Below are 20,598 nucleotides of genomic sequence, written 5' to 3'. Positions count from 1 at the left end.
ATGCCTGCTATCCCTCTCGAGCATGGACTCGCCGTTGCCGGCATCCTGTTCTGCCTCGGTCTGGTCGGCCTGATGGTCCGCCGCAACATTCTCTTCGTGCTGATGAGCCTGGAGATCATGATGAATGCCTCCGCACTGGCGTTCATCGTTGCCGGTAGCCGCTGGGGTCAGCCGGATGGACAGATCATGTTCATCCTGGTGATCAGCCTGGCAGCCGCCGAGGCCAGTATTGGCCTGGCGATTCTGTTGCAGCTGTATCGCCGCTTCCACACTCTCGATATCGACGCTGCCAGCGAGATGCGCGGATGAATTTTCTCTATCTGACTTTCGTATTCCCTCTCATAGGTTTCCTGCTGCTGTCGTTCTCACGCGGCCGCTTTTCGGAAAACCTGTCGGCGCTGATTGGCGTCGGCTCCATTGGCTTGTCTGCCATCGTCACGGCTTATGTGATCTGGCAATTCAACGTTGCGCCACCTGAAGGCGGTCACTACACCCAGGTGTTGTGGCAGTGGATGGCGGTGGAAGGCTTTACGCCGAACTTCGCGCTGTACCTGGATGGTCTTTCCCTGACCATGCTCGGTGTAGTCGTCGGCGTCGGCTTCCTGATCCACCTGTTCGCGTCCTGGTACATGCGCGGTGAAGCCGGTTACTCGCGCTTCTTCGCCTACACCAACCTGTTTATCGCCAGCATGCTGTTCCTGGTGCTGGGCGATAACCTGTTGTTCCTGTACTTCGGCTGGGAAGGCGTGGGCCTGTGCTCATACCTGTTGATCGGTTTCTACTACAGCAACCGCAACAACGGTAACGCGGCACTGAAAGCCTTCATCGTCACCCGTATCGGCGACGTGTTCATGGCCATCGGCCTGTTCATCCTGTTCGCGCAACTGGGCACGCTGAACATCCAGGAACTGCTGGTGCTGGCACCGCAGAAATTCCAGGCCGGCGACTTCTGGATGGTCATGGCGACCCTGATGCTGCTGGGCGGCGCTGTCGGTAAATCCGCACAACTGCCGCTGCAAACCTGGCTGGCGGATGCGATGGCCGGTCCTACTCCGGTTTCGGCACTGATCCACGCCGCAACCATGGTGACCGCCGGTGTCTACCTGATCGCCCGTACCCACGGCCTGTTTGCGTTGGCGCCGGACATCCTGCACCTCGTTGGCGTTGTGGGTGGTGTGACCCTGGTGCTGGCCGGTTTTGCCGCACTGGTGCAGACCGACATCAAACGTATCCTCGCCTACTCGACCATGAGCCAGATCGGCTACATGTTCCTGGCGCTGGGTGTTGGTGCATGGGATGGCGCGATCTTCCACCTGATGACCCACGCCTTCTTCAAGGCGCTGCTGTTCCTTGCGTCCGGTGCGGTGATCGTTGCCTGCCACCACGAGCAGAACATCTTCAAGATGGGCGGCCTGTGGAAGAAACTGCCATTGGCTTACGCCAGCTTCATCGTCGGCGGCGCGGCGTTGTCTGCCCTTCCTCTGGTGACCGCAGGCTTCTACTCCAAGGACGAAATCCTCTGGGAAGCGTTCGCCAGCGGCAACCACGGTCTGCTTTACGCAGGTCTGGTCGGCGCGTTCATGACGTCGCTGTACACCTTCCGCCTGATCTTCATCGCGTTCCACGGTGAAGCGAAGACCGAAGCACACGCCGGTCACGGCATCGCTCACTGGCTGCCACTGTCGGTGCTGATCGTCCTGTCGACCTTCGTCGGCGCGATGATCGTTCCGCCACTGCACGGTGTGCTGCCACAAAGCGTTGGCCATGCCGGCGGCGAAGCCAAGCACAGTCTGGAAATCGCTTCGGGCGCCATCGCCCTGGCCGGTATCCTGCTGGCCGCGCTGCTGTTCCTCGGCAAGCGTCGTTTCGTCACTGCAATCGCCAACAGCGGCATCGGCCGCTTCCTTTCGGCCTGGTGGTTCGCTGCCTGGGGCTTCGACTGGATCTACGACAAACTGTTCGTCAAGCCCTACCTTGCGATCACCCACGGACTGCGCAAAGACCCGCTCGACCAGACTATCGGTCTGATCCCGCGTATGGCCAAAGGCGGCCACACCGCCCTGAGCCGTACCGAAACCGGTCAACTGCGTTGGTACGCGGCATCCATGGCTGCCGGCTCCGTGCTGGTCATCGGCGCCATCGTGCTGGTAGCGGTCTGATATGAACCTTGCGAACTTGCGAAAGGAATTGAGCCCGTCATGATTCTGCCTTGGCTAATCCTGATCCCCTTCATCGGCGGCCTGCTGTGCTGGATGGGTGAGCGCTTCGGCGCTACCCTCCCCCGCTGGATTGCGCTGTTGACCATGACCCTGGAACTCGCTCTCGGCCTCTGGCTGTGGGCCCACGGTGATTATTCATTTGCACCGGCACCTGGCGCCGATCCGACCTGGGTGCTTGAGTTCAAGCACCTCTGGATCGAGCGCTTCGGCATCAGCGTGCACCTGGCCCTCGACGGCCTGTCGCTGTTGATGATCCTGCTGACCGGTCTGCTGGGTATCCTCTCGGTACTCTGCTCGTGGAAAGAGATCCAGCGTCACGTTGGCTTCTTCCACTTGAACCTGATGTGGATCCTGGGCGGTGTCGTCGGCGTGTTCCTCGCCCTCGACCTGTTCATGTTCTTCTTCTTCTGGGAAATGATGCTGGTGCCGATGTACTTCCTCATCGCGCTCTGGGGTCACAGTTCTTCGGACGGCAAGAAAACCCGGATCTACGCGGCGACCAAGTTCTTCATCTTCACTCAGGCTTCCGGCCTGATCATGTTGGTGGCGATCCTGGGTCTGGTACTGGTCAACTTCAACGACACCGGCGTGATTACGTTCAACTACGCCGATCTGTTGAAAACCAAGATGTCGCTGACCACCGAGTACATCCTGATGCTCGGCTTCTTCATCGCCTTCGCGGTCAAGTTGCCAGTCGTGCCGTTCCACTCCTGGTTGCCTGATGCTCACGCCCAGGCGCCGACGGCGGGTTCGGTCGACCTGGCCGGTATCTTGTTGAAAACGGCGGCTTACGGTCTGCTGCGTTTCGCCCTGCCGCTGTTCCCGAATGCCTCGGCCGAGTTTGCGCCGATCGCCATGACCCTCGGTCTGATCGGGATCTTCTACGGTGCGTTCCTGGCCTTCGCACAAACCGACATCAAGCGTCTGATTGCCTACTCCTCCGTTTCCCACATGGGTTTCGTGTTGATCGGCATTTACTCCGGCAGCCAACTGGCACTGCAGGGTGCGGTGATGCAGATGCTGGCGCACGGTCTGTCGGCCGCGGCACTCTTTATCCTCAGCGGTCAGCTGTACGAGCGCACCCACACCCGCGACATGCGTGAAATGGGTGGCCTGTGGTCGAAGATCGCTTACCTGCCGGCCATCAGCCTGTTCTTTGCAGCCGCGTCCCTGGGCTTGCCGGGTACCGGTAACTTCGTCGGTGAGTTCCTGATCCTGATCGGCACATTCCCTGCCGCCCCATGGATCACGATCATCGCGACGTCCGGCCTGGTGTTCGGGTCGGTCTACTCGCTGATCATGATCCACCGTGCCTACTTCGGCCCGTCCAAATCGGACGCGGTGTTGCATGGCATGGACGGTCGCGAACTGATCATGGTGGTCGGTCTGGCGGCATTGCTGATTTACATCGGCGTGTACCCGCAACCGTTCCTCGATACCTCTGCTGCGACGATGCATGGCGTGCAGCAATGGCTCGGCACCGCCTTCACTCAACTCGCTTCGGCCCGGTAAGAGCGCTATGGAATTCACGACTCAACACTTTATCGCGCTTGCGCCGTTGTTGATCACCAGCGCCACGATCATCGTGGTGATGCTGGCGATTGCCTGGCGCCGCAACCACTCGCAGACCTTCCTGATTTCCGTGGCGGGTTTGAACCTGGCATTGCTGTCGATCCTGCCAGCCCTGAAAGTCGCGCCTCTGGCCGTGACCCCGTTGCTGCAGATCGACACCTTCGCTTGCCTGTACATGGCGCTGATCCTGGTCGCCACCCTCGCTTGTGTGACCCTCGCCCACGCCTACCTCGGCGATGGCGGTTCGGGTTATCCGGGCAACCGTGAAGAACTTTACCTGCTGATCCTGATGGCCGCCGCCGGTGGCCTGGTGCTGGTCAGCGCGCAGCACCTGGCCGGGTTGTTCATCGGTCTGGAACTGCTCTCGGTACCGGTTTACGGTCTGGTGGCTTACGCCTTCTTCAACAAGCGTTCGCTGGAAGCCGGTATCAAGTACATGGTGCTGTCGGCCGCCGGTTCCGCGTTCCTGTTGTTCGGTATGGCCCTGCTCTACGCCGACTCCGGCAGCCTGAGCTTCGTCGGTATCGGCCAAGCGCTGGCGGCGACGGGTCTGCCAAGCTCGCTGGCGCAACTGGGCCTGGGCATGATGCTGATCGGTCTGGCGTTCAAGCTGTCGCTGGTACCGTTCCACCTCTGGACCCCAGACGTTTACGAAGGTGCTCCGGCACCGGTGGCCGCGTTCCTGGCCACCGCGTCGAAAGTGGCCGTGTTTGCAGTGATGGTGCGTCTGTTCCAGATCTCGCCAGCGGCGAGCAGCGGTGTACTGAGCGACGTACTGACCATCATCGCCATCGCGTCGATCCTGTTCGGTAACCTGCTGGCCCTGACCCAGAGCAACCTCAAGCGTCTGCTGGGTTACTCGTCCATCGCGCACTTCGGTTACCTGCTGATCGCCCTGGTGGCGAGCAAGGGTCTGGCCGTGGAAGCCATCGGCGTGTACCTGGTCACCTACGTCATCACCAGCCTCGGCGCGTTCGGCGTAATCACGCTGATGTCCTCGCCGTACAACGGCCGTGATGCGGATGCCTTGTACGAATACCGCGGCCTGTTCTGGCGCCGTCCGTACCTGACCGCCGTACTGACCGTGATGATGCTGTCCCTGGCCGGCATCCCGCTCACCGCAGGCTTCATCGGCAAGTTCTACATCATTGCCACCGGTGTCGAGTCGCACCAATGGTGGCTGGTCGGTTCCCTGGTGCTGGGCAGCGCCATCGGCGTCTTCTACTACCTGCGCGTGATGGTCACCCTGTACCTGATCGAGCCGAACCTGCGCCGCCACGATGCGCAACTGCACTGGGAACAACGTGCAGGCGGCGTGATGCTGCTGGCCATCGCCGCACTGGCGTTCTTCCTCGGGCTGTATCCGCAGCCGTTGCTGAATCTGGTTCAGCAGGCGGGGTTGGCGGGTTGATCGCTTAAGCGATACTCGGCAGAAAACAGAAACGGCACCTTCGGGTGCCGTTTTTGCGTTTGTGGGATTTGTTACTGCTGCCCTGCCCTTCTTCTGCAATCTCCGAAGCTCTCGCCGAATTGTCCGCTTCGTCCTACAGCTTTATTGCCTAACCTGTGGCGCGCGGATAAATCGGATTTCCCCTACGCCTAAAACAGAATCACCCGGCATTCAAACTTGAGGCTGCTCGCCAAAGTCCCCCGTTTTACGGATCGGGACACGAACGTGACCAGACTCATCCCCAAAAGTGAACTCCATGGCCAACGCGACCAAGTACTCGACACCTCCCAAGCCATGGAAGACTTCCGACAGGCACTGAACCGCCCGGACGATCTGCCAGGCTTCGACGAACTGCTAAACGCAGTGGGCCTCAATCGCTCCAACTACATGCAAGGGGCCAACCAGCGAAAACTCATCGATGCCGTCAGTAACGGTGACTGGGCAATGGTGAAGCCGCGCGTCGCTGCGGATAACGGCGGAGCCTCCTGGAACGCCTTCAAACCTAAACCCGAGCCAGCACCGGCAGAGCATCTGGTGGAAGAACACGCCTTCACCCTGCCCAAACCGGCAGAGTCCGGCTTCCACATCGTCGAGACACCCATGACCCTCGAAGCGCTGGAACGCTCGCTGTACGAAATCACACCCAGCGATGTGCTGCGCCGCGAGTTCCGCTCGCTCAATCGCCATCTCGGTGAACGGGTAAAGCCAGGGCAAATGGTTATCTTCAGCGAATCGCGCAACTACATGTGCCGTCGCGAAGAAGCGCAAATGATGGCGGCGGCGGAGAAAGTGAATGAAGCGCTTAAGGATCTGACGGATGAAGAGGCTTCGTTCATGGTTGAGCACCATGAGGTGATTGAGCCGTTTGTCGAAGTATCGGCAGGCTCACTGGGCGTTGCTTCTTATATGGTTGCACAGCATCTGGAAGGTTTGAAAAAAGCCCTGCGAGATATGGAGGAACTGCACCAACAGCAATACCGCCAGCACGGGCATCTTCACTCTCCAGAATTTTTTGCACGGCGCAAACGTATTTTTGCGAAGCTTGATAGCGGTCTTGGATCGCTGATACGCAGAGGAACCGGAATTGCGGATCATCCTAAACTCAAGCGAGCTCTGGGATTGTCGAGTCGCAGAACAATTCACCACTGGGACAAGGCAGGAGCGCCGACACAACTACCCGGGTATGCCTCCAACATCGCAGGTGTCTCACGGGCAGCAAAATTTATGCAGGCCGGAGGTTATGTAGGAATCGGCTTGGCCACAGGCGCCGCAGGCATGCGAATCAACGAAGTGTGCCGAACAGGAACAGACGAACAGTGCCAGAAAGTTAAATTCATTGAGGGGAGCAAACTGGCGGGCAATGTTGGAGTCACTGCAGCAGCAACCACCTACACCGCCCCCATTACCATGGAGTATTGCGCTGGCGTTGCTTTGAGAACACGAGGAATCGGCGGTGCGATTTGTGTATTGATCATAAGTGGCGCGACGGCCTCTATTGCAGGTAATACAGGATCAAACTTGGCGATTCTGTAGGTGAGATTCTTTACGAAGCAAATACCCATGATTGACATGAAACTTTTGTTCGCTGCCATCGCAATTGCTTTAATGACAATGCTCCTGTCCAACTTCGTGATGATGTTGTACGTCATTTTTTTCAAGTTGGCAGAAATTGAGTCCCATCTCAAAAACTGTCACCTCGTTCAAAGTAACCGCCGGAATAGAGGAGACGGCTTTTGGGGGCGTCGGTACAGACTGACTCTGATCACTGCGATCCTGCGCAAGCGGCCCTCTCGACTTTTGCTGGATGATCCTCGCGCGATTGAAGATGTCAGGAAACTCCCAGCACATCTGCGACGGTGGATCGAGATCCCTTACCGGATGAATGCATGCTTCCTGATCGGCATTCTGGCTCTCTATGGATGGGCCGAATTTGCAGGTCTGGTTTAGTTGACTCCTCGGAAACATGTTCTCGGCCTATCTAAAAAAAAATGCGGCACTTCGTAGAGCCGCGTTTTTTGCCTCTTTGCGATCCGTCGTGGCGACTTACCCTGCCGGCTCAACGTTATCCAACGCCTGATTCACCGCCAACTCTCCCAGCATCACCACTTGCGCAATGCCCAGCAGGGTCTTGCGATGGGTGCCCTCCAGTAGCGCGGCGAAGTCACCGAGCATGACCGTAGCCGAGGACAATGACTCGCTGGCATTGGCCAGCAGGGATTCGGTGTCGGTTTTGGAGTTGGCGAAAAACATCTGATTGGGGGTGTAGGGCGTGGCCATGATTTCGGCAGCGGGATTGAGGTAGTCATCGAGCACGCGTTCGGCGGCGTCGGGGCGTTTTTGGGTGTCGATGGAGGCGTCGGGGGACGTTGCGTCGGCTTCTGTTTCGGGAGGGTTGGGTGTTGGTTTTTTCATGGTGAAACTCCACTGAAAAGTTGGAGCTGCCCCATTCGGTTTCCGGACGAAGAGGTGGCAGCTGTACGCAGGTTGGAAACCCGGGCAGCGGCGACCCGGTCGACCCGAAGGTCTCCCACGCACAGCCGCCATAACGGAGTGCACACATTCAAGGTGCGCAAGGATACGTTATGAAAGGCGTGTTGGCGCCACTGTTACTAATCGGGGTTTCCAGTCCCGGTCGCTGAATTGGCAGCGACGTGCACAGGCTAGAGACCGGACGTCCGACGGACAACCTGAAAACATTGTGGGAAGGTTCTGTATTTCCAACTCAACTTTTAAACATTCCGAATTGAAATACGCATTGTGTAGATACCGTTTTGAACCTCCCCGATATCCAGAATCGCCTCGCGGGTGAATCAGCCGCGTCCTACATCCCGATCCTGCCTTCGACTTTAACGTAATGGCTTGACCGAATTGGGCAGGCACAGAAGCCTTGACCTATTCGATTCTTGTGATAGAAATATACGCAGGTAACGTACAGAACATGGACGCTCTTTTTATCGAATTACCCGTATTTCAAAAGCATCGAAGTGACTACCTGGATGATGATCTGTTTCACCGGTTCCAGCAGGAGTTGCTGCAAAACCCGGAAGCGGGAGATGTCGTCGAAGGCACCGGAGGTCTGCGCAAAATTCGAGTGGTGGATGAGCGGCGAAACAAGGGCAAGCGCGGTGGGCTGAGGGTGATTTATTACTGGTGGTCCGGTTTCGACCAATTCTGGCTCTTTACCTTGTATGGCAAGAACGAGCAGGACGATTTGACGCCACAACAGAAAAAACTGCTTAAAGAAATGCTTTATCGAGAAATCAAAGCGAGAACGAGCGATGAAACGTGACATTTTTTCCGAGCTGGTAGAGGGTTTTGAAGCCTTGGCCGATGAGCGCCAAGGTAAAGTCACTCTACGCACGCACAAAGTAAAACTGGCCAAACTGGCTCCGATTACGGCAGAGGAAGTGATTGGCATCCGCCAGCAACTGAATCTCTCCCGGCCGGTGTTTGCGATGTACTTGCGCACCAACACCCGGACGCTGGAGAACTGGGAGCAAGGACGGGCGAAACCTAATGCCCAGGCGACAACGCTTATCCGGCTGGTTGAGCGCTTTCCGGAGACGGTTCAACAACTGGCGGCGTTGACTTAGGTTCAGGTGGTTTTTTCAGAATCAAAAGATCGCAGCCTTCGGCAGCTCCTACATAGATTTCGTATTCCCTGTAGGAGCTGCCGAAGGCTGCGATCTTTTGATCTTCATCTATAGAGACCGGCACAAATAAGAACGGCACCTTTCGGTGCCGTTTGCCTCACACAAACCCGCGATTACTTACGCGCCGCCTCCCACGATTTAAGCAGTTCGGCATAGCTCACGGTTTCGCCTTTAGGCTTCTCGTTCGCCAGTTTTGCTTTCGGCGCACCCGGCTGATCGAACCAGTACTGCGCATCCCGCTCCGGATTCATTTTCGGCCCGCAGGTCGGTTGTACCTTGGAGCGTTCCAGACGGGTCATGATCGCATCCTGATCCTTGGCCAGACCATCCAGTGCCTGTTGTGGCGTTTTCTCTCCACTGGCCGCTTCGGCGATGTGGCTCCACCACAGTTGCGCCAAGCGCGGATAGTCCGGCACGTTGGTCCCGGTCGGGGTCCATTGCACGCGGGCCGGGCTGCGGTAGAACTCCACCAGCCCACCGAGTTTCGGCGCCAGGTCGGTCATGGCTTGCGAGTTGATGTCCGACTCGCGGATCGGGGTCAGGCCGACGATGGTTTTCTTCAGCGACACGGTTTTCGAGGTCACGAACTGCGCGTACAGCCAGGCCGCCAGTTTTTGCTTCTCGGGCGTGGATTTGAGGAAGGTCCAGGAACCGGCGTCCTGATAACCGAGCTTCATCCCCTCTTCCCAGTACGGGCCTTTTGGCGACGGCGCCATCCGCCATTTCGGCGTACCGTCGGTATTCATCACCGGCAAGCCCGGTTTGGTCATGTCGGCGGTAAACGCGGTGTACCAGAAGATCTGCTGGGCGATGTTGCCCTGGGACGGTACCGGGCCAGACTCGGAGAAGGTCATGCCCGCCGCTTCCGGTGGCGCATATTTTTTCATCCAGTCAACGTATTTGGTGGTCGCATACACCGCCGCCGGACCGTTGGTGTCGCCGCCGCGGGTCACGCTGGAACCGACCGGGTGGCAGTCCTCGACGCGGATGCCCCACTCGTCCACCGGCAAACCGTTGGGGATGCCTTTGTCGCCGGCTCCGGCCATGGAGAACCAGGCATCTGTGAAGCGCCAGCCTAGAGACGGGTCTTTCTTGCCGTAGTCCATGTGCCCGTAAACGCGTTTGCCGTCGATTTCCTTGACGTCTTCGCTGAAGAACTTGGCGATGTCTTCATAGGCCGACCAGTTCACCGGTACGCCCAACTCGTAGCCGTACTTTTCCTTGAACTTGGCTTTCAGGTCCGCGCGTTCAAACCAGTCGGCGCGGAACCAGTAGAGGTTGGCGAACTGCTGGTCGGGCAACTGATAGATCTTGCCGTCCGGCGCGGTAGTGAACGAGATGCCAATGAAGTCTTTAATGTCCAGCGTCGGCGAGGTGTAAGCCTTGCCTTCGTTAGCCATCAGGTCGGTGATCGATTCGGTCTTGCCATAACGAAAGTGCGTACCGATCAGGTCCGAGTCGTTGACCCAGCCGTCATAGATGTTTTTGTCCGATTGCATCTGGGTTTGCAGCTTTTCCACCACGTCGCCTTCCTGCAGCAGGTCGTGGGTCAGCTTGATCCCGGTGATTTCGGTGAAGGCCTTGGCCAGCGTTTTGGATTCATATTCGTGGGTCGCGATGGTTTCCGAAACCACCTTGATGCTCATCCCGCGAAACGGCTCGGCGGCCTTGATGAACCACTTCAGCTCCTCGAGCTGCTGCTCTGGCGTGAGGGTGGACGGTTTGAACTCGCTGCCAATCCATTTCTTGGCGGCGTCTTCATAGGCATCGGCCCAGGCCGCAGCGCTCAACCCGCTGAGTGCCAGCATGGCTGCCAATGAAACGCTATGTCGCAGCTTATTGTTTTTGTCGAACATAGAGACCTCCTGTTTGAGTTTCGGAGCAACATTGCCGAGCGATTCGACTAGCCCCAACGCATCACAGCCAACAGCCACACCAAGGACAACGCGAACGCAACCCAGATGCTCCAGTCGGTGACGCCGATTACCAGCAAATGCAGGTAGGCGCTGCCGAGAAGACCGATAAACAGCCGATCGCCACGGGTGGTGGCAATCGGCAGAAAACCACGCCGAGGGACACTCGGCGAACGTAATTCCCAGGTCGTCATGCCCGCCAGAATCAGGCCAATGGCGATGAAAAACGCCGCCGTGGGGACAGTCCAGCTCATCCATTCCATCATCAGCTCCTCAGACCCGGCCCAGGGCAAAGCCCTTGGCCACGTGGTTGCGAACAAACCAGATCACCAGCATGCCTGGCAGGATAGTCAACACCCCCGCTGCCGCCAGCACGCCCCAGTCGATGCCAGACGCCGAGACTGTTCGGGTCATCACCGCCGCGATGGGTTTGGCGTTCACCGATGTCAACGTTCGCGCCAGCAGCAGTTCGACCCAGGAAAACATGAAGCAGAAAAATGCCGTCACACCGATCCCGGAGCCAATCAGCGGAACGAAAATCTTCACGAAGAACTTGGGGAAACTGTAGCCGTCAATGTAGGCGGTTTCGTCGATTTCCTTCGGAACGCCAGACATGAACCCTTCCAGAATCCACACCGCCAACGGCACGTTAAACAGGCAATGAGCCAGCGCCACCGCAATGTGGGTGTCGAACAGACCAATCGAGGAATACAGCTGGAAGAACGGCAGCAAAAACACTGCCGGCGGCGCCATGCGGTTGGTCAGCAGCCAGAAAAACAGGTGCTTGTCACCGAGAAAGCGGTAACGCGAGAACGCATAAGCCGCTGGCAACGCCACGCTCAGGGAAATGATCGTGTTCAGGCTCACGTAATACAGCGAGTTGAGGTAACCGGTGTACCAGGCCGGATCGGTGAAGATCACTTTGTAATTGGCGAAGGTGAAATCCTGCGGAAACAACGTCAGGCCGCTGAGAATTTCGGTGTTGCTTTTGAAGGACATGTTCAGCAGCCAGTAGATCGGCACCAGCAGGAACAGGATGTAGATCAGCAGTGGAATCAGCTTTCTCTTGCTCATGATGGGCCTCAGCGGTTGGCGTCAGAGTGAGTCATGGCGGTGTAGAACAGCCAGGACACCAACAGGATGATCAGGAAGTACACCAGCGAGAAAGCCGCCGCGGGGCCGAGGTCGAACTGCCCGATCGCCATCTGCGTCAGGGTCTGACTGAGGAAGGTCGTGGCATTACCCGGACCGCCACCGGTCAGCACGAACGGCTCGGTGTAGATCATGAAACTGTCCATGAACCGCAACATCACCGCGATCAGCAACACGCTCTTGAGCTTGGGCAACTGGATATGTCGGAAAACCGCCCAGGCCGACGCGCGATCAATCCGTGCCGCCTGGTAATAGACGTCCGGAATCGCCCGCAACCCGGAGAAACACAACAGCGCCACCAACGACGTCCAGTGCCAGACGTCCATCACCAGCACCGTGACCCAGGCATCCATGGTGTTTGCCGCATAGTTATAGCTGATGCCCATCGCGTTGAGGCTCGAACCCAGCAGGCCGATGTCGGCCCGACCGAAGATCTGCCAAATGGTCCCGACCACGTTCCACGGGATCAGCAGCGGAATCGCCAGGATAATCAGCACCAGCGACGACCAGCGGCCCTTGGTCGGCATGGTCAGGGCGATGCCGATGCCCAGCGGGATTTCGATCAGCAAGACGCAGGCGGAATAGATGAATTGCCGCAGCAGCGAGTCGTGCAGGCGGGGATCAAGCAGCACCTGCTTGTACCAGTCGGCGCCGACGAAGTAGCGGCTGGACTGGTCGAAGATGTCCTGCACCGAGTAATTGACCACGGTCATCATCGGGATCACCGCACTGAACGCCACCAGCAGAAACACCGGCAGGACCAGCCACCAGGCCTTGTTGTTCTGCACCTTGTTCATGGCTGCGTCTCCAGCAGGTAATCGTCGGCATAGACCATCAACCACTGTGCCGGGAAGTTGATGTAGGCGATTCCCTCAGGCACTGGCTTGTCTTCGGCCAGGCGCACTTTCAGCGGGGCGCCATCAAGGTTCAGGGTCATGATCTTGTAGGTGCCGAGGTCCTCGACGTGTATGACGTGTGCCTGCATCGCGTCATCGAGCGGCTCGTCCCACACATGCACGAACTCGGGACGGATGCCGACCTTCAGGGTTTTCCATTGCGACTCGGCGATGCGTTTCTGTTGCGCGTCAGACAAAGGCAGAAGCGTCGACGCAAACCCTACGCCGCCCGGTTGTGGCTGCACCTCGATCAGGTTCATCCCCGGACTGCCAATGAAATAGCCGACAAAGGTGTGGGTCGGACGCTCGAACAACTCGCGCGGGGTGCCGAATTGCACGATCTGCCCGCCGTACATCACCGCAATTTTGTCGGCGAAGGTCGAGGCTTCGAGCTGATCGTGGGTGACGTAGACCATGGTGATGTTGAACTGCTCGTGGATCTGCTTGAGCTTGCGCCGCAGTTTCCACTTCAGGTGCGGGTCGATCACGGTCAGCGGTTCATCAAACAGGATCGCCGAGACGTCGTCGCGCACCAGCCCACGGCCCATGGAGACTTTCTGTTTTTCGTCGGCGGTGAGGTTGCGCGCCTTTTTGCTCAGCAGCGCCTGAAGGTCGAGGACCTCGGCGATTTCCTGCACCTTGCTGTGAATTGTCGCCTCGGCCATGCCCTGATTGCGCAGCGGGAAGGCCAGGTTGTCGAACACCGTCATGGTGTCGTAGACCACCGGAAACTGGAAAACCTGAGCGATGTTGCGCTTCTCGGGAGTCAGGTCGTTGACCGCTTTGCCATCGAACAGGACATGGCCCTGGGACGGGCTGAGTAACCCGGAAATGATGTTGAGCAACGTCGACTTACCGCAGCCCGAAGGCCCGAGCAAGGCATAAGCACCGCCCTGCTCCCAGACGTGGTCCATTTCGCGGATCGCGTAATCCTCGGGGCCGGTGGGCGTGCTGGTGTAGCTGTGGGCGAGGTTCTGCAAACGGATTTCGGCCATCAGGCAACCCTCGCGATGCGGCGACCGGGCGCCTGGACCAGCCGCCCCTGCGCATCGAACACAAACAGTTTATGGGTCGGGATATAGATGCGAATCGGCGCATCGACGTCGTATTCGTGGACCCCGGGCAAGTGCAGTACCAACAGGAAATGCTCGTTGCGCACGTGCAGGAAAGTTTCCGAACCGCTGATCTCGGCCACCTCGACAGTCACGGCGAGTTCGAGGTCATCGTCGTTGCTCGGCACCAGGGAGATATGGCTCGGGCGCACGCCGAAGCGGAACTCGCCCTCGCCTACAGGCCGCAGGTCCACATTCAACGGAAAATGCACGAAATTGGCGAAGCTCACTTCGTTGCCGGCGATACGGCCCGGCATCAGGTTGATCGGCGGCTCGGAGAACAGCTCCGCCGCCAGCACCGTTTGCGGCTGGTGATAGACCTCGGAGGACTTGCCGCTCTGGACCACTCGGCCTTCGTGAAGAATGGTGGTGGTGCCGCCCAAGGCCAGCGCTTCATTGGGTTCGGTGGTGGCGTAAATCGCAATCGTGTGCCGGGCCTTGAAAAGCTCGCGCATTTCCTGACGCAGTTCTTCGCGCAACTTGTAGTCGAGGTTCACCAGCGGCTCATCGAACAGGATCAGCTCGGCATCCTTGACCAACGCCCGGGCCATCGCGGTGCGCTGTTGCTGGCCGCCCGAGAGTTCCAGCGGATAGCGCTGGAGGAATTTCTCGATGCGCAGCATCTTGGCGGTTTCCAGCACTTTGCTCTGGATCAGCTCATTGGAGACACCGCCCTGGCGCAAGGGCGAGGCGATGTTCTCGAACACGGTCATGGTCGGGTAATTGATGAACTGCTGATAGACCATCGACACATTGCGCAGACGTACCGGGCGCTGCGTGACGTCGACGCCGTTCATCAGGATGCGGCCGCTGTCGGGCTTGTCCAGGCCGGCCATCAGGCGCATGAGACTGGTTTTGCCGGACAGCGTGCGCCCGAGCAAAACGTTGAAGGATCCGGGTTCAAAACTAAGGCACGCATCGTCGATCCAGGTCTGGCCCTCGACGGTACGGCTGACGTGCTCCAGGGTTAATGACATGGCTCGGCCTTTTTATTATTTGGAGTCAAGCGACCGGAGCAGTAGAGCGAGTTTCATGCCAGAAATTGCAAGCTGTTGATCTGGTTTGAAAATCCTTCAATCAAATGAAAAACCGGGTTCGTTGCTGAACAGAAATGAACAACCGCGACTGAACAATTGAACAATCCAGCCGTTGACAATGAACAATAGTGAACAACACTCTATAAACACTTTTCAGCCGCACATTGCCCCTGTAGGAGCCAGGCTTGCCGGCGAAGGCAATTTCAAGGACGCCTTCGCCGGCAAGCCTGGCTCCTACAGTTATCTGGCGTTTGAACGAGATGCAAAACCCATAAAAACAATAAAAGCTTGCTCAGAGATCGACTGCCATGGCCGTACCCGCCTCGCCGCTCTCCCACGACGCCATCATCCAGGACTCCTGGTCCCGCTGCCGAGCGTTCGGCCTCAATCATCAAAGCGCACCAGCGTTCGATCAGTTGCCGGCCGAGGGCATCGCCCAGTTGCTGGAGAGCCAGCATTCCCTGGTGCAAACCACGCATCAGGAAGTCCTGCCGTATTACGAAAACATCCTGAGCAATTCCAACTGCCTGATCATGCTGGCCGACAATCAGGGCCAGGTGCTGACGTCCTGGGGTACCCAGCGTTTCATCGAACCGAGTCTGACCCGCGGTTTCAGCGCTGGCGCCAGCTGGATGGAGCGTTGCAGCGGCACTAACGCCATTGGCACCGCGCTGGCCTGCGAGCAAGCGGTGCACATCGAGCACGATGAACATTTCCTCAAGGCCAACCGCTTCATGACCGGTTCTGCCGCGCCGATATTCGATGCCGAGCGCAAGGTGATCGCGGTGCTGGACGTGTCCAGCGACAGCTACCTGCCGCCGTCCCACACCCTCGGCATGGTCAAGATGATGAGCCAGACCGTGGAAAACCGGCTGATCCTCAACCTCTTTCACGGCCAGCATTTCCAACTGACCTTCAACACCGGACTGAACAACCTCGACAGCCAATGGGCCGGTTTGCTGATCTTCGATGAAACCGGTCAGGTGCTGTCGGCTAATCGCCGGGCCGATAATTTGTTGGGTATCAGCCTGTCGCGTATCAGTGTCGAGAGCCTGTTCAAGGTCTCGTTGCTGGAACTGCTGAACCAGCCGGATGACCTGCCGTTCGCCCTTCAAGCCTCTGGACGCAACCGCTTTCAATGCCTGTTGAAACGGCCGAAACAGGTGCCGATTCAGGCCCGAGTCTTTGCGGAACCAGCGGTTATCGCCCCCACTGCGATCAGCCTCAACACCCTGCATTTCGGCGACAGTCGCGTGGAAAAAGCCGTACGCCAGGCCGAACGTTTGTTGGAAAAAGACATTCCGCTGTTGATCCACGGGGAAACCGGGGTTGGCAAGGAAGTCTTCGTCAAAGCCTTGCATCAGGCCAGTTCCCGGAGCAAACAGTCATTCATCGCCGTCAACTGTGCAGCGATCCCCGCCGAACTGGTGGAGTCCGAGCTGTTTGGCTACGAGAAAGGCGCGTTCACCGGCGCCAACCAGAAAGGCAGCATCGGGCTGATCCGCAAGGCGGACAAAGGCACCCTGTTCCTTGATGAAATAGGTGATATGCCGTTGCCGACCCAAGCGCGGTTGCTGCGGGTGTTGCAGGAACGTTGCGTGCAACCGGTGGGCAGTAGCGAGTTGTTCCCGGTGGACATTCGCATCATCTCGGCGACCAACCGCTCGTTGCGTGAGCAAGTACAGTTGGGCCGGTTTCGCGAGGATCTTTATTACCGGATCGGTGGCTTGACCCTGGAATTGCCGCCGCTCAGGGAACGCAGCGACAAACAGGCGCTGTTCGAGCGCCTGTGGGAACAGCATCGCGAGCCATCGCAGTGGGCCGGGTTAAGTCGGGAGGTATTGGAGTTGTTCGGCCGCCACCCGTGGCCGGGGAATTTAAGACAGGTCAGCAGCGTGATGCAGGTGGCACTGGCCATGGCCGAGGAACAACCGGTGCGGCCGGAGCACTTGCCGGATGATTTTTTTGTGGACTTGGAGATGGAGCCGGTGGATTCGCCAGAGCCACTGGCGGTAGATTTGAATGATGTGGAGGATTTGAATCGGCAGTTGCAGGCGGCTGGGGGAAATATCTCGCACCTGGCCCGCAGGCTTGGGGTTAGTCGCAATACCCTTTACAAGCGATTGCGCCAGGCTGAGTGACAGGTGAACCGCACCGTCGGTGTTCGGCTTGAGACCATCGCGAGCAGGCTCGCTCCTACAGGGGAATGGTGTCGAGCACAGAACTCAAACCTGGCGAAGACCCAATGTAGGAGCGAGCCTGCTCGCGAGGCGCCAGTCTAGGCGCCACCAGACTTGCAGCTGCCCAAAAACAAAAACCCGCACAAGGCGGGTTTTGTTTTGCAGCAAACACAGCAATCAGTCAGCCAATCGCCAGGTCGTACCACCCTTCCCGTCTTCCAGCACCACGCCCATCGCGGTCAGCTGGTCGCGGATACGGTCGGACTCAGCCCAGTCTTTACCGGCACGAGCCGCCAGACGCGCAGCAATCAGCGCATCAACCTCAGCCGCATCAACCCGCCCTTCAGCGCCGGCCTGCAAGAAGTCATCCGCCTCAAGCTGCAACACGCCCAGCACACTGGCCAGTTCCTTCAAGCGAGCCGCCAGACCCGCCGCCGCATCGAGATCAGTCTCGCGCAGACGGTTGATCTCGCGAACCATCTCGAACAGCACCGCGCAGGCTTCCGGCGTACCGAAGTCGTCGTTCATCACCTGGGTGAAACGCTCGACGAACGCTTCGCCACCGGCCGGCGCCACCTTCGGCAGGCCTTTCAGCGCGTGGTAGAAACGCTCGAGTGCGCCTTTGGCGTCCTTGAGGTTGTCTTCCGAATAGTTGATCGCGCTGCGGTAATGGCTCGACACCAGCAGGTAACGCACGACTTCCGGGTGGTACTTTTCCAGCACGTCGCGAATGGTGAAGAAGTTGTTCAAGGACTTGGACATCTTCTCGCCATTGATGCGAATCATGCCGCAATGCATCCACGCGTTGGCGTAGGTCTTGCCGGTGGCCGCTTCGCTCTGGGCGATTTCGTTTTCATGGTGCGGGAACTCGAGGTCGCTGCCGCCACCATGAATATCGAAGGTCTCGCCCAGGCAGCAGGTGGACATCACCGAGCACTCGATGTGCCAGCCCGGACGACCGTCGCCCCAAGGCGAAGGCCAGCTCGGCTCGCCCGGCTTGGCGCCCTTCCACAGCACGAAGTCCAGCGGATCCTGCTTGGATTCGTCGACTTCGATCCGCGCGCCGATGCGCAGGTCTTCGATCTTCTTGCGCGACAGCTTGCCGTAGCCCATGAACTTGGCGACGCGGTAGTAGACGTCGCCATTGCCCGGGGCGTAGGCGTAACCCTTGTCGATCAGGGTCTGGATCATCGCGTGCATGCCGGGAATATACCCGGTGGCGCGCGGTTCCATGTCCGGCTTCTTGATGTTCAGGCGCGCTTCGTCTTCGTGCATCGCCGCGATCATGCGCTCGGTCAAGGCTTCGAACGACTCGCCGTTCTCGTTGGCCCGATTGATGATCTTGTCGTCGATGTCGGTGATGTTGCGCACGTAAGTCAGGTCGTAGCCGCTGAACCGCAACCAGCGGGTCACCAGGTCGAACGCGACCATGCTGCGGCCATGGCCCAGGTGGCAATAGTCGTACACGGTCATCCCGCAGACGTACATGCGCACCTTGTTGCCATCCAAGGGTTTGAAGACTTCTTTGCTCTTGGTGAGCGTGTTGTAGATAGAAAGCACGTTAGGTTCCTTGAATCACTGGCCCCACGAATCACGCAAGGTCACGGTACGGTTGAATACCGGAACACCTGGTTTCGAGTCCTTGATATCCGCGCAGAAGTAACCTTCGCGCTCGAACTGGAAACGGTCTTCCGGCTGTGCATTGCCCAGCGAGGGTTCAGCACGACAACCGGTGAGCACTTGCAGCGAATCAGGGTTGATATTGTCCAGGAAACTGGCGCTGTCTTCGGCCTTCTCAGGGTTGGCCGAACGGAACAGGCGATCGTACAGACGCACTTCGCACTCGACGCTGGCAGCGGCCGGCACCCAGTGCACGACGCCTTTGACCTTGCGGCCTTCAGGGTTCTTGCCGAGTGTTTCCGGATCGTAGGAGCAACGCAGTTCGACGATGTTGCCATCGGCGTCCTTGATCGCTTCGTCGGCACGGATCACATAACTGCCGCGCAGGCGCACTTCGCCATTCGGCTCCAGGCGTTTGTAGCCTTTTGGCGGCTCTTCCATGAAGTCTTCACGGTCGATGTAGAGCTCACGGGCGAACGGCAGAACGCGCACGCCCATGTCTTCTTTCGGGTGGCATGGCAGTTCGAGGTTCTCGACCTGGCCTTCCGGGTAGTTGGTGATCACAACTTTCAGCGGACGCAGCACGCACATGGCACGCGGGGCGCTGTGGTCGAGGTCGTCACGGATGCTGAATTCGAGCATGCCGAAGTCGACCACGCCGTCGGAACGGTTAGTGCCGATCATGTCGCAGAAGTTGCGGATCGATTTCGGCGTGTAGCCACGGCGGCGGAAGCCGGACAGCGTGGACATGCGCGGATCATCCCAACCGAGAACGTGCTTTTCATCGACCAGTTGCTTGAGCTTGCGCTTGCTGGTGATCGTGTAGTTCAGGTTCAGACGGCTGAACTCGTACTGACGCGGTTGCGCCGGCACGGGCAGGTTCTCGAGGAACCATTCGTACAGCGGACGGTGGCTTTCGAACTCCAGGGTGCAGATCGAGTGGGTGATGCCTTCGATGGCGTCCGACTGACCGTGGGTGAAGTCGTAGTTCGGGTAGATGCACCACTTGTCGCCGGTCTGGTGGTGGTGAGCGTGACGGATGCGATACATGATCGGGTCGCGCAGGTTCATGTTCGGCGAGGCCATGTCGATCTTCGCCCGCAACACGCGTGCGCCATCCTTGAATTCACCGGCCTTCATGCGGGCAAACCAGTCCAGGTTCTCTTCCACGGAGCGATCACGGAACGGGCTGTTCTTGCCCGGCTCGGTCAGGCTGCCACGGTATTCCTTGGCCTGCTCAGGGCTCAGGTCGTCGACGTAGGCCTTACCGGCCTTGATCAATTCAACGGCCCAGTCGTGCAACTGGTCAAAATACTGCGAGGCATAGCGCACTTCGCCGGACCATTCGAAGCCCAGCCATTTGACGTCGCTTTCGATCGCGTCGATGTATTCCTGGTCTTCCTTGGCAGGGTTGGTGTCGTCGAAACGCAGGTGCGTGACGCCGCCAAACTCCTGGGCCAGGCCGAAGTTCACACAGATCGACTTGGCGTGACCGATGTGCAGGTAGCCGTTGGGCTCAGGCGGGAAACGGGTGACGATCTGCGTGTGCTTACCCGAGTCCAGGTCCGCCTGGATGATCGGGCGCAGGAAATTGACCGGCACGGCAGGGCCGGTCTTGGAATTCGAGGTAGGGTCGACAGTGGGCTTGCTCATAGGATCCTTGAACGTACAAGTGCGCGGCCAGTTGGCCAAATCAAAGCGGCTGTTAAAACAAAGGGGCTTATCATAGCCGATGCCGTCAAGTCGCTGACAGAGCAGGCCCGAAAACGGTTGCATTTAATCGGATGCAAATGA

General features: G+C 58.5%; 18 protein-coding genes. 9 read left to right on the top strand and 9 right to left on the bottom strand.

Annotation, left to right across the window (positions count from 1 at the left end; genetic code table 11):
* From nuoK to ACYZTM_RS26085, 6 genes are all read left to right on the top strand, one after another.
* A complete protein-coding gene (gene nuoK / locus ACYZTM_RS26110) occupies positions 1-309 on the top strand; it encodes an NADH-quinone oxidoreductase subunit NuoK (protein WP_010458852.1) in 309 nt (102 codons plus the stop codon).
* Entirely contained in the window at positions 306-2,159 is a 1,854-nt protein-coding gene (gene nuoL, locus ACYZTM_RS26105) for an NADH-quinone oxidoreductase subunit L (protein ID WP_461985406.1), read from the top strand. The genes nuoK and nuoL overlap by 4 nt, the downstream gene beginning before the upstream one ends.
* Positions 2,160-2,198: 39 nt before the next feature.
* Positions 2,199-3,731 (top strand): NADH-quinone oxidoreductase subunit M, encoded by a 1,533-nt coding sequence (gene nuoM / locus ACYZTM_RS26100; RefSeq protein WP_461985404.1) that lies wholly within the window; start codon positions 2,199-2,201, stop codon positions 3,729-3,731.
* A gap of 7 nt (positions 3,732-3,738) precedes the next feature.
* Positions 3,739-5,202 (top strand): NADH-quinone oxidoreductase subunit NuoN, encoded by a 1,464-nt coding sequence (gene nuoN, locus ACYZTM_RS26095; RefSeq protein WP_461985402.1) that lies wholly within the window; start codon positions 3,739-3,741, stop codon positions 5,200-5,202.
* Positions 5,203-5,466: 264 nt separating this feature from the next.
* Complete coding sequence (locus tag ACYZTM_RS26090) at positions 5,467-6,774, top strand: hypothetical protein (RefSeq protein ID WP_461985400.1); 1,308 nt, start codon at positions 5,467-5,469, stop codon at positions 6,772-6,774.
* Between the two features lie 27 nt (positions 6,775-6,801).
* Positions 6,802-7,188 (top strand): hypothetical protein, encoded by a 387-nt coding sequence (locus ACYZTM_RS26085; protein WP_461985398.1) that lies wholly within the window; start codon positions 6,802-6,804, stop codon positions 7,186-7,188.
* Between the two features lie 96 nt (positions 7,189-7,284).
* Here ACYZTM_RS26085 and ACYZTM_RS26080 read toward each other — a convergent pair whose 3' ends face one another.
* Positions 7,285-7,653 (bottom strand): DUF6124 family protein, encoded by a 369-nt coding sequence (locus ACYZTM_RS26080; RefSeq protein ID WP_131062352.1) that lies wholly within the window; start codon positions 7,651-7,653, stop codon positions 7,285-7,287.
* A 526-nt stretch (positions 7,654-8,179) separates the two neighbouring features.
* On the opposite strand from ACYZTM_RS26080, the gene ACYZTM_RS26075 reads away from it, so the two are divergent.
* A complete protein-coding gene (locus ACYZTM_RS26075; protein ID WP_052967031.1) occupies positions 8,180-8,530 on the top strand; it encodes a type II toxin-antitoxin system RelE/ParE family toxin in 351 nt (116 codons plus the stop codon).
* Positions 8,520-8,834: a helix-turn-helix domain-containing protein gene (locus ACYZTM_RS26070; protein WP_131062349.1), complete on the top strand. Its 315-nt coding sequence runs from the start codon at positions 8,520-8,522 to the stop codon at positions 8,832-8,834. Before ACYZTM_RS26075 ends, ACYZTM_RS26070 begins: the two co-directional genes overlap by 11 nt.
* A gap of 173 nt (positions 8,835-9,007) precedes the next feature.
* On the opposite strand, the gene ACYZTM_RS26065 is transcribed toward ACYZTM_RS26070, so the two are convergent.
* The 6 genes from ACYZTM_RS26065 to ACYZTM_RS26040 are packed head-to-tail and all read right to left on the bottom strand — an operon-like array spanning position 9,008 to position 14,944.
* Positions 9,008-10,750 carry an ABC transporter substrate-binding protein gene (locus tag ACYZTM_RS26065; protein WP_131062348.1) on the bottom strand — a complete coding sequence of 581 codons (1,743 nt, stop codon included), beginning with the start codon at positions 10,748-10,750 and terminating at the stop codon, positions 9,008-9,010.
* Positions 10,751-10,797: 47 nt separating this feature from the next.
* Positions 10,798-11,070 (bottom strand): DUF2160 domain-containing protein, encoded by a 273-nt coding sequence (locus ACYZTM_RS26060; RefSeq protein ID WP_109629387.1) that lies wholly within the window; start codon positions 11,068-11,070, stop codon positions 10,798-10,800.
* Positions 11,071-11,080: 10 nt separating this feature from the next.
* Positions 11,081-11,881 (bottom strand): carbohydrate ABC transporter permease, encoded by an 801-nt coding sequence (locus ACYZTM_RS26055; RefSeq protein WP_131062347.1) that lies wholly within the window; start codon positions 11,879-11,881, stop codon positions 11,081-11,083.
* Positions 11,882-11,889: 8 nt separating this feature from the next.
* Positions 11,890-12,756, bottom strand: coding sequence for a carbohydrate ABC transporter permease (locus ACYZTM_RS26050; protein WP_131062346.1), 867 nt, complete (start codon positions 12,754-12,756; stop codon positions 11,890-11,892).
* The gene (locus ACYZTM_RS26045) at positions 12,753-13,850 is read right to left on the bottom strand and encodes an ABC transporter ATP-binding protein (protein ID WP_131062345.1); all 1,098 of its coding nucleotides are present in this window, start codon (positions 13,848-13,850) and stop codon (positions 12,753-12,755) included. Before ACYZTM_RS26045 ends, ACYZTM_RS26050 begins: the two co-directional genes overlap by 4 nt.
* Positions 13,850-14,944, bottom strand: a complete 1,095-nt coding sequence (locus tag ACYZTM_RS26040) for an ABC transporter ATP-binding protein (RefSeq protein ID WP_461974922.1) — start codon at positions 14,942-14,944, stop codon at positions 13,850-13,852. The genes ACYZTM_RS26045 and ACYZTM_RS26040 overlap by 1 nt, the downstream gene beginning before the upstream one ends.
* 368 nt (positions 14,945-15,312) lie before the next feature.
* Between ACYZTM_RS26040 and ACYZTM_RS26035 the strand changes: the two genes are divergently transcribed.
* Positions 15,313-17,145, top strand: coding sequence for a sigma-54-dependent Fis family transcriptional regulator (locus ACYZTM_RS26035; RefSeq protein ID WP_131062343.1), 1,833 nt, complete (start codon positions 15,313-15,315; stop codon positions 17,143-17,145).
* A 216-nt stretch (positions 17,146-17,361) separates the two neighbouring features.
* On the opposite strand, the gene cysS is transcribed toward ACYZTM_RS26035, so the two are convergent.
* Positions 17,362-18,744, bottom strand: a complete 1,383-nt coding sequence (cysS, locus tag ACYZTM_RS26030) for a cysteine--tRNA ligase (RefSeq protein ID WP_131062342.1) — start codon at positions 18,742-18,744, stop codon at positions 17,362-17,364.
* Between the two features lie 15 nt (positions 18,745-18,759).
* Positions 18,760-20,457, bottom strand: a complete 1,698-nt coding sequence (locus ACYZTM_RS26025) for a glutamine--tRNA ligase/YqeY domain fusion protein (RefSeq protein WP_461985394.1) — start codon at positions 20,455-20,457, stop codon at positions 18,760-18,762.
* Between the last annotated feature and the right edge of the window lie 141 nt (positions 20,458-20,598).

This window comes from Pseudomonas sp. MDT2-39-1 (assembly GCF_054898085.1).
This window is presented reverse-complemented; position numbering and strand designations above follow the sequence as displayed.

Coding starts and splice junctions, on each gene's coding strand:
- nuoK (WP_010458852.1), top strand. CDS start 1: ATGCCTGCTATCCCTCTCGAGCATGGACTCGCCGTTGCCGGCATCCTG.
- nuoL (WP_461985406.1), top strand. CDS start 306: ATGAATTTTCTCTATCTGACTTTCGTATTCCCTCTCATAGGTTTCCTG.
- nuoM (WP_461985404.1), top strand. CDS start 2,199: ATGATTCTGCCTTGGCTAATCCTGATCCCCTTCATCGGCGGCCTGCTG.
- nuoN (WP_461985402.1), top strand. CDS start 3,739: ATGGAATTCACGACTCAACACTTTATCGCGCTTGCGCCGTTGTTGATC.
- ACYZTM_RS26085 (WP_461985398.1), top strand. CDS start 6,802: ATGATTGACATGAAACTTTTGTTCGCTGCCATCGCAATTGCTTTAATG.
- ACYZTM_RS26080 (WP_131062352.1), bottom strand. CDS start 7,653: ATGAAAAAACCAACACCCAACCCTCCCGAAACAGAAGCCGACGCAACG.
- ACYZTM_RS26075 (WP_052967031.1), top strand. CDS start 8,180: ATGGACGCTCTTTTTATCGAATTACCCGTATTTCAAAAGCATCGAAGT.
- ACYZTM_RS26070 (WP_131062349.1), top strand. CDS start 8,520: ATGAAACGTGACATTTTTTCCGAGCTGGTAGAGGGTTTTGAAGCCTTG.
- ACYZTM_RS26065 (WP_131062348.1), bottom strand. CDS start 10,750: ATGTTCGACAAAAACAATAAGCTGCGACATAGCGTTTCATTGGCAGCC.
- ACYZTM_RS26060 (WP_109629387.1), bottom strand. CDS start 11,070: ATGGAATGGATGAGCTGGACTGTCCCCACGGCGGCGTTTTTCATCGCC.
- ACYZTM_RS26055 (WP_131062347.1), bottom strand. CDS start 11,881: ATGAGCAAGAGAAAGCTGATTCCACTGCTGATCTACATCCTGTTCCTG.
- ACYZTM_RS26050 (WP_131062346.1), bottom strand. CDS start 12,756: ATGAACAAGGTGCAGAACAACAAGGCCTGGTGGCTGGTCCTGCCGGTG.
- ACYZTM_RS26045 (WP_131062345.1), bottom strand. CDS start 13,850: ATGGCCGAAATCCGTTTGCAGAACCTCGCCCACAGCTACACCAGCACG.
- ACYZTM_RS26040 (WP_461974922.1), bottom strand. CDS start 14,944: ATGTCATTAACCCTGGAGCACGTCAGCCGTACCGTCGAGGGCCAGACC.
- ACYZTM_RS26035 (WP_131062343.1), top strand. CDS start 15,313: ATGGCCGTACCCGCCTCGCCGCTCTCCCACGACGCCATCATCCAGGAC.
- ACYZTM_RS26025 (WP_461985394.1), bottom strand. CDS start 20,457: ATGAGCAAGCCCACTGTCGACCCTACCTCGAATTCCAAGACCGGCCCT.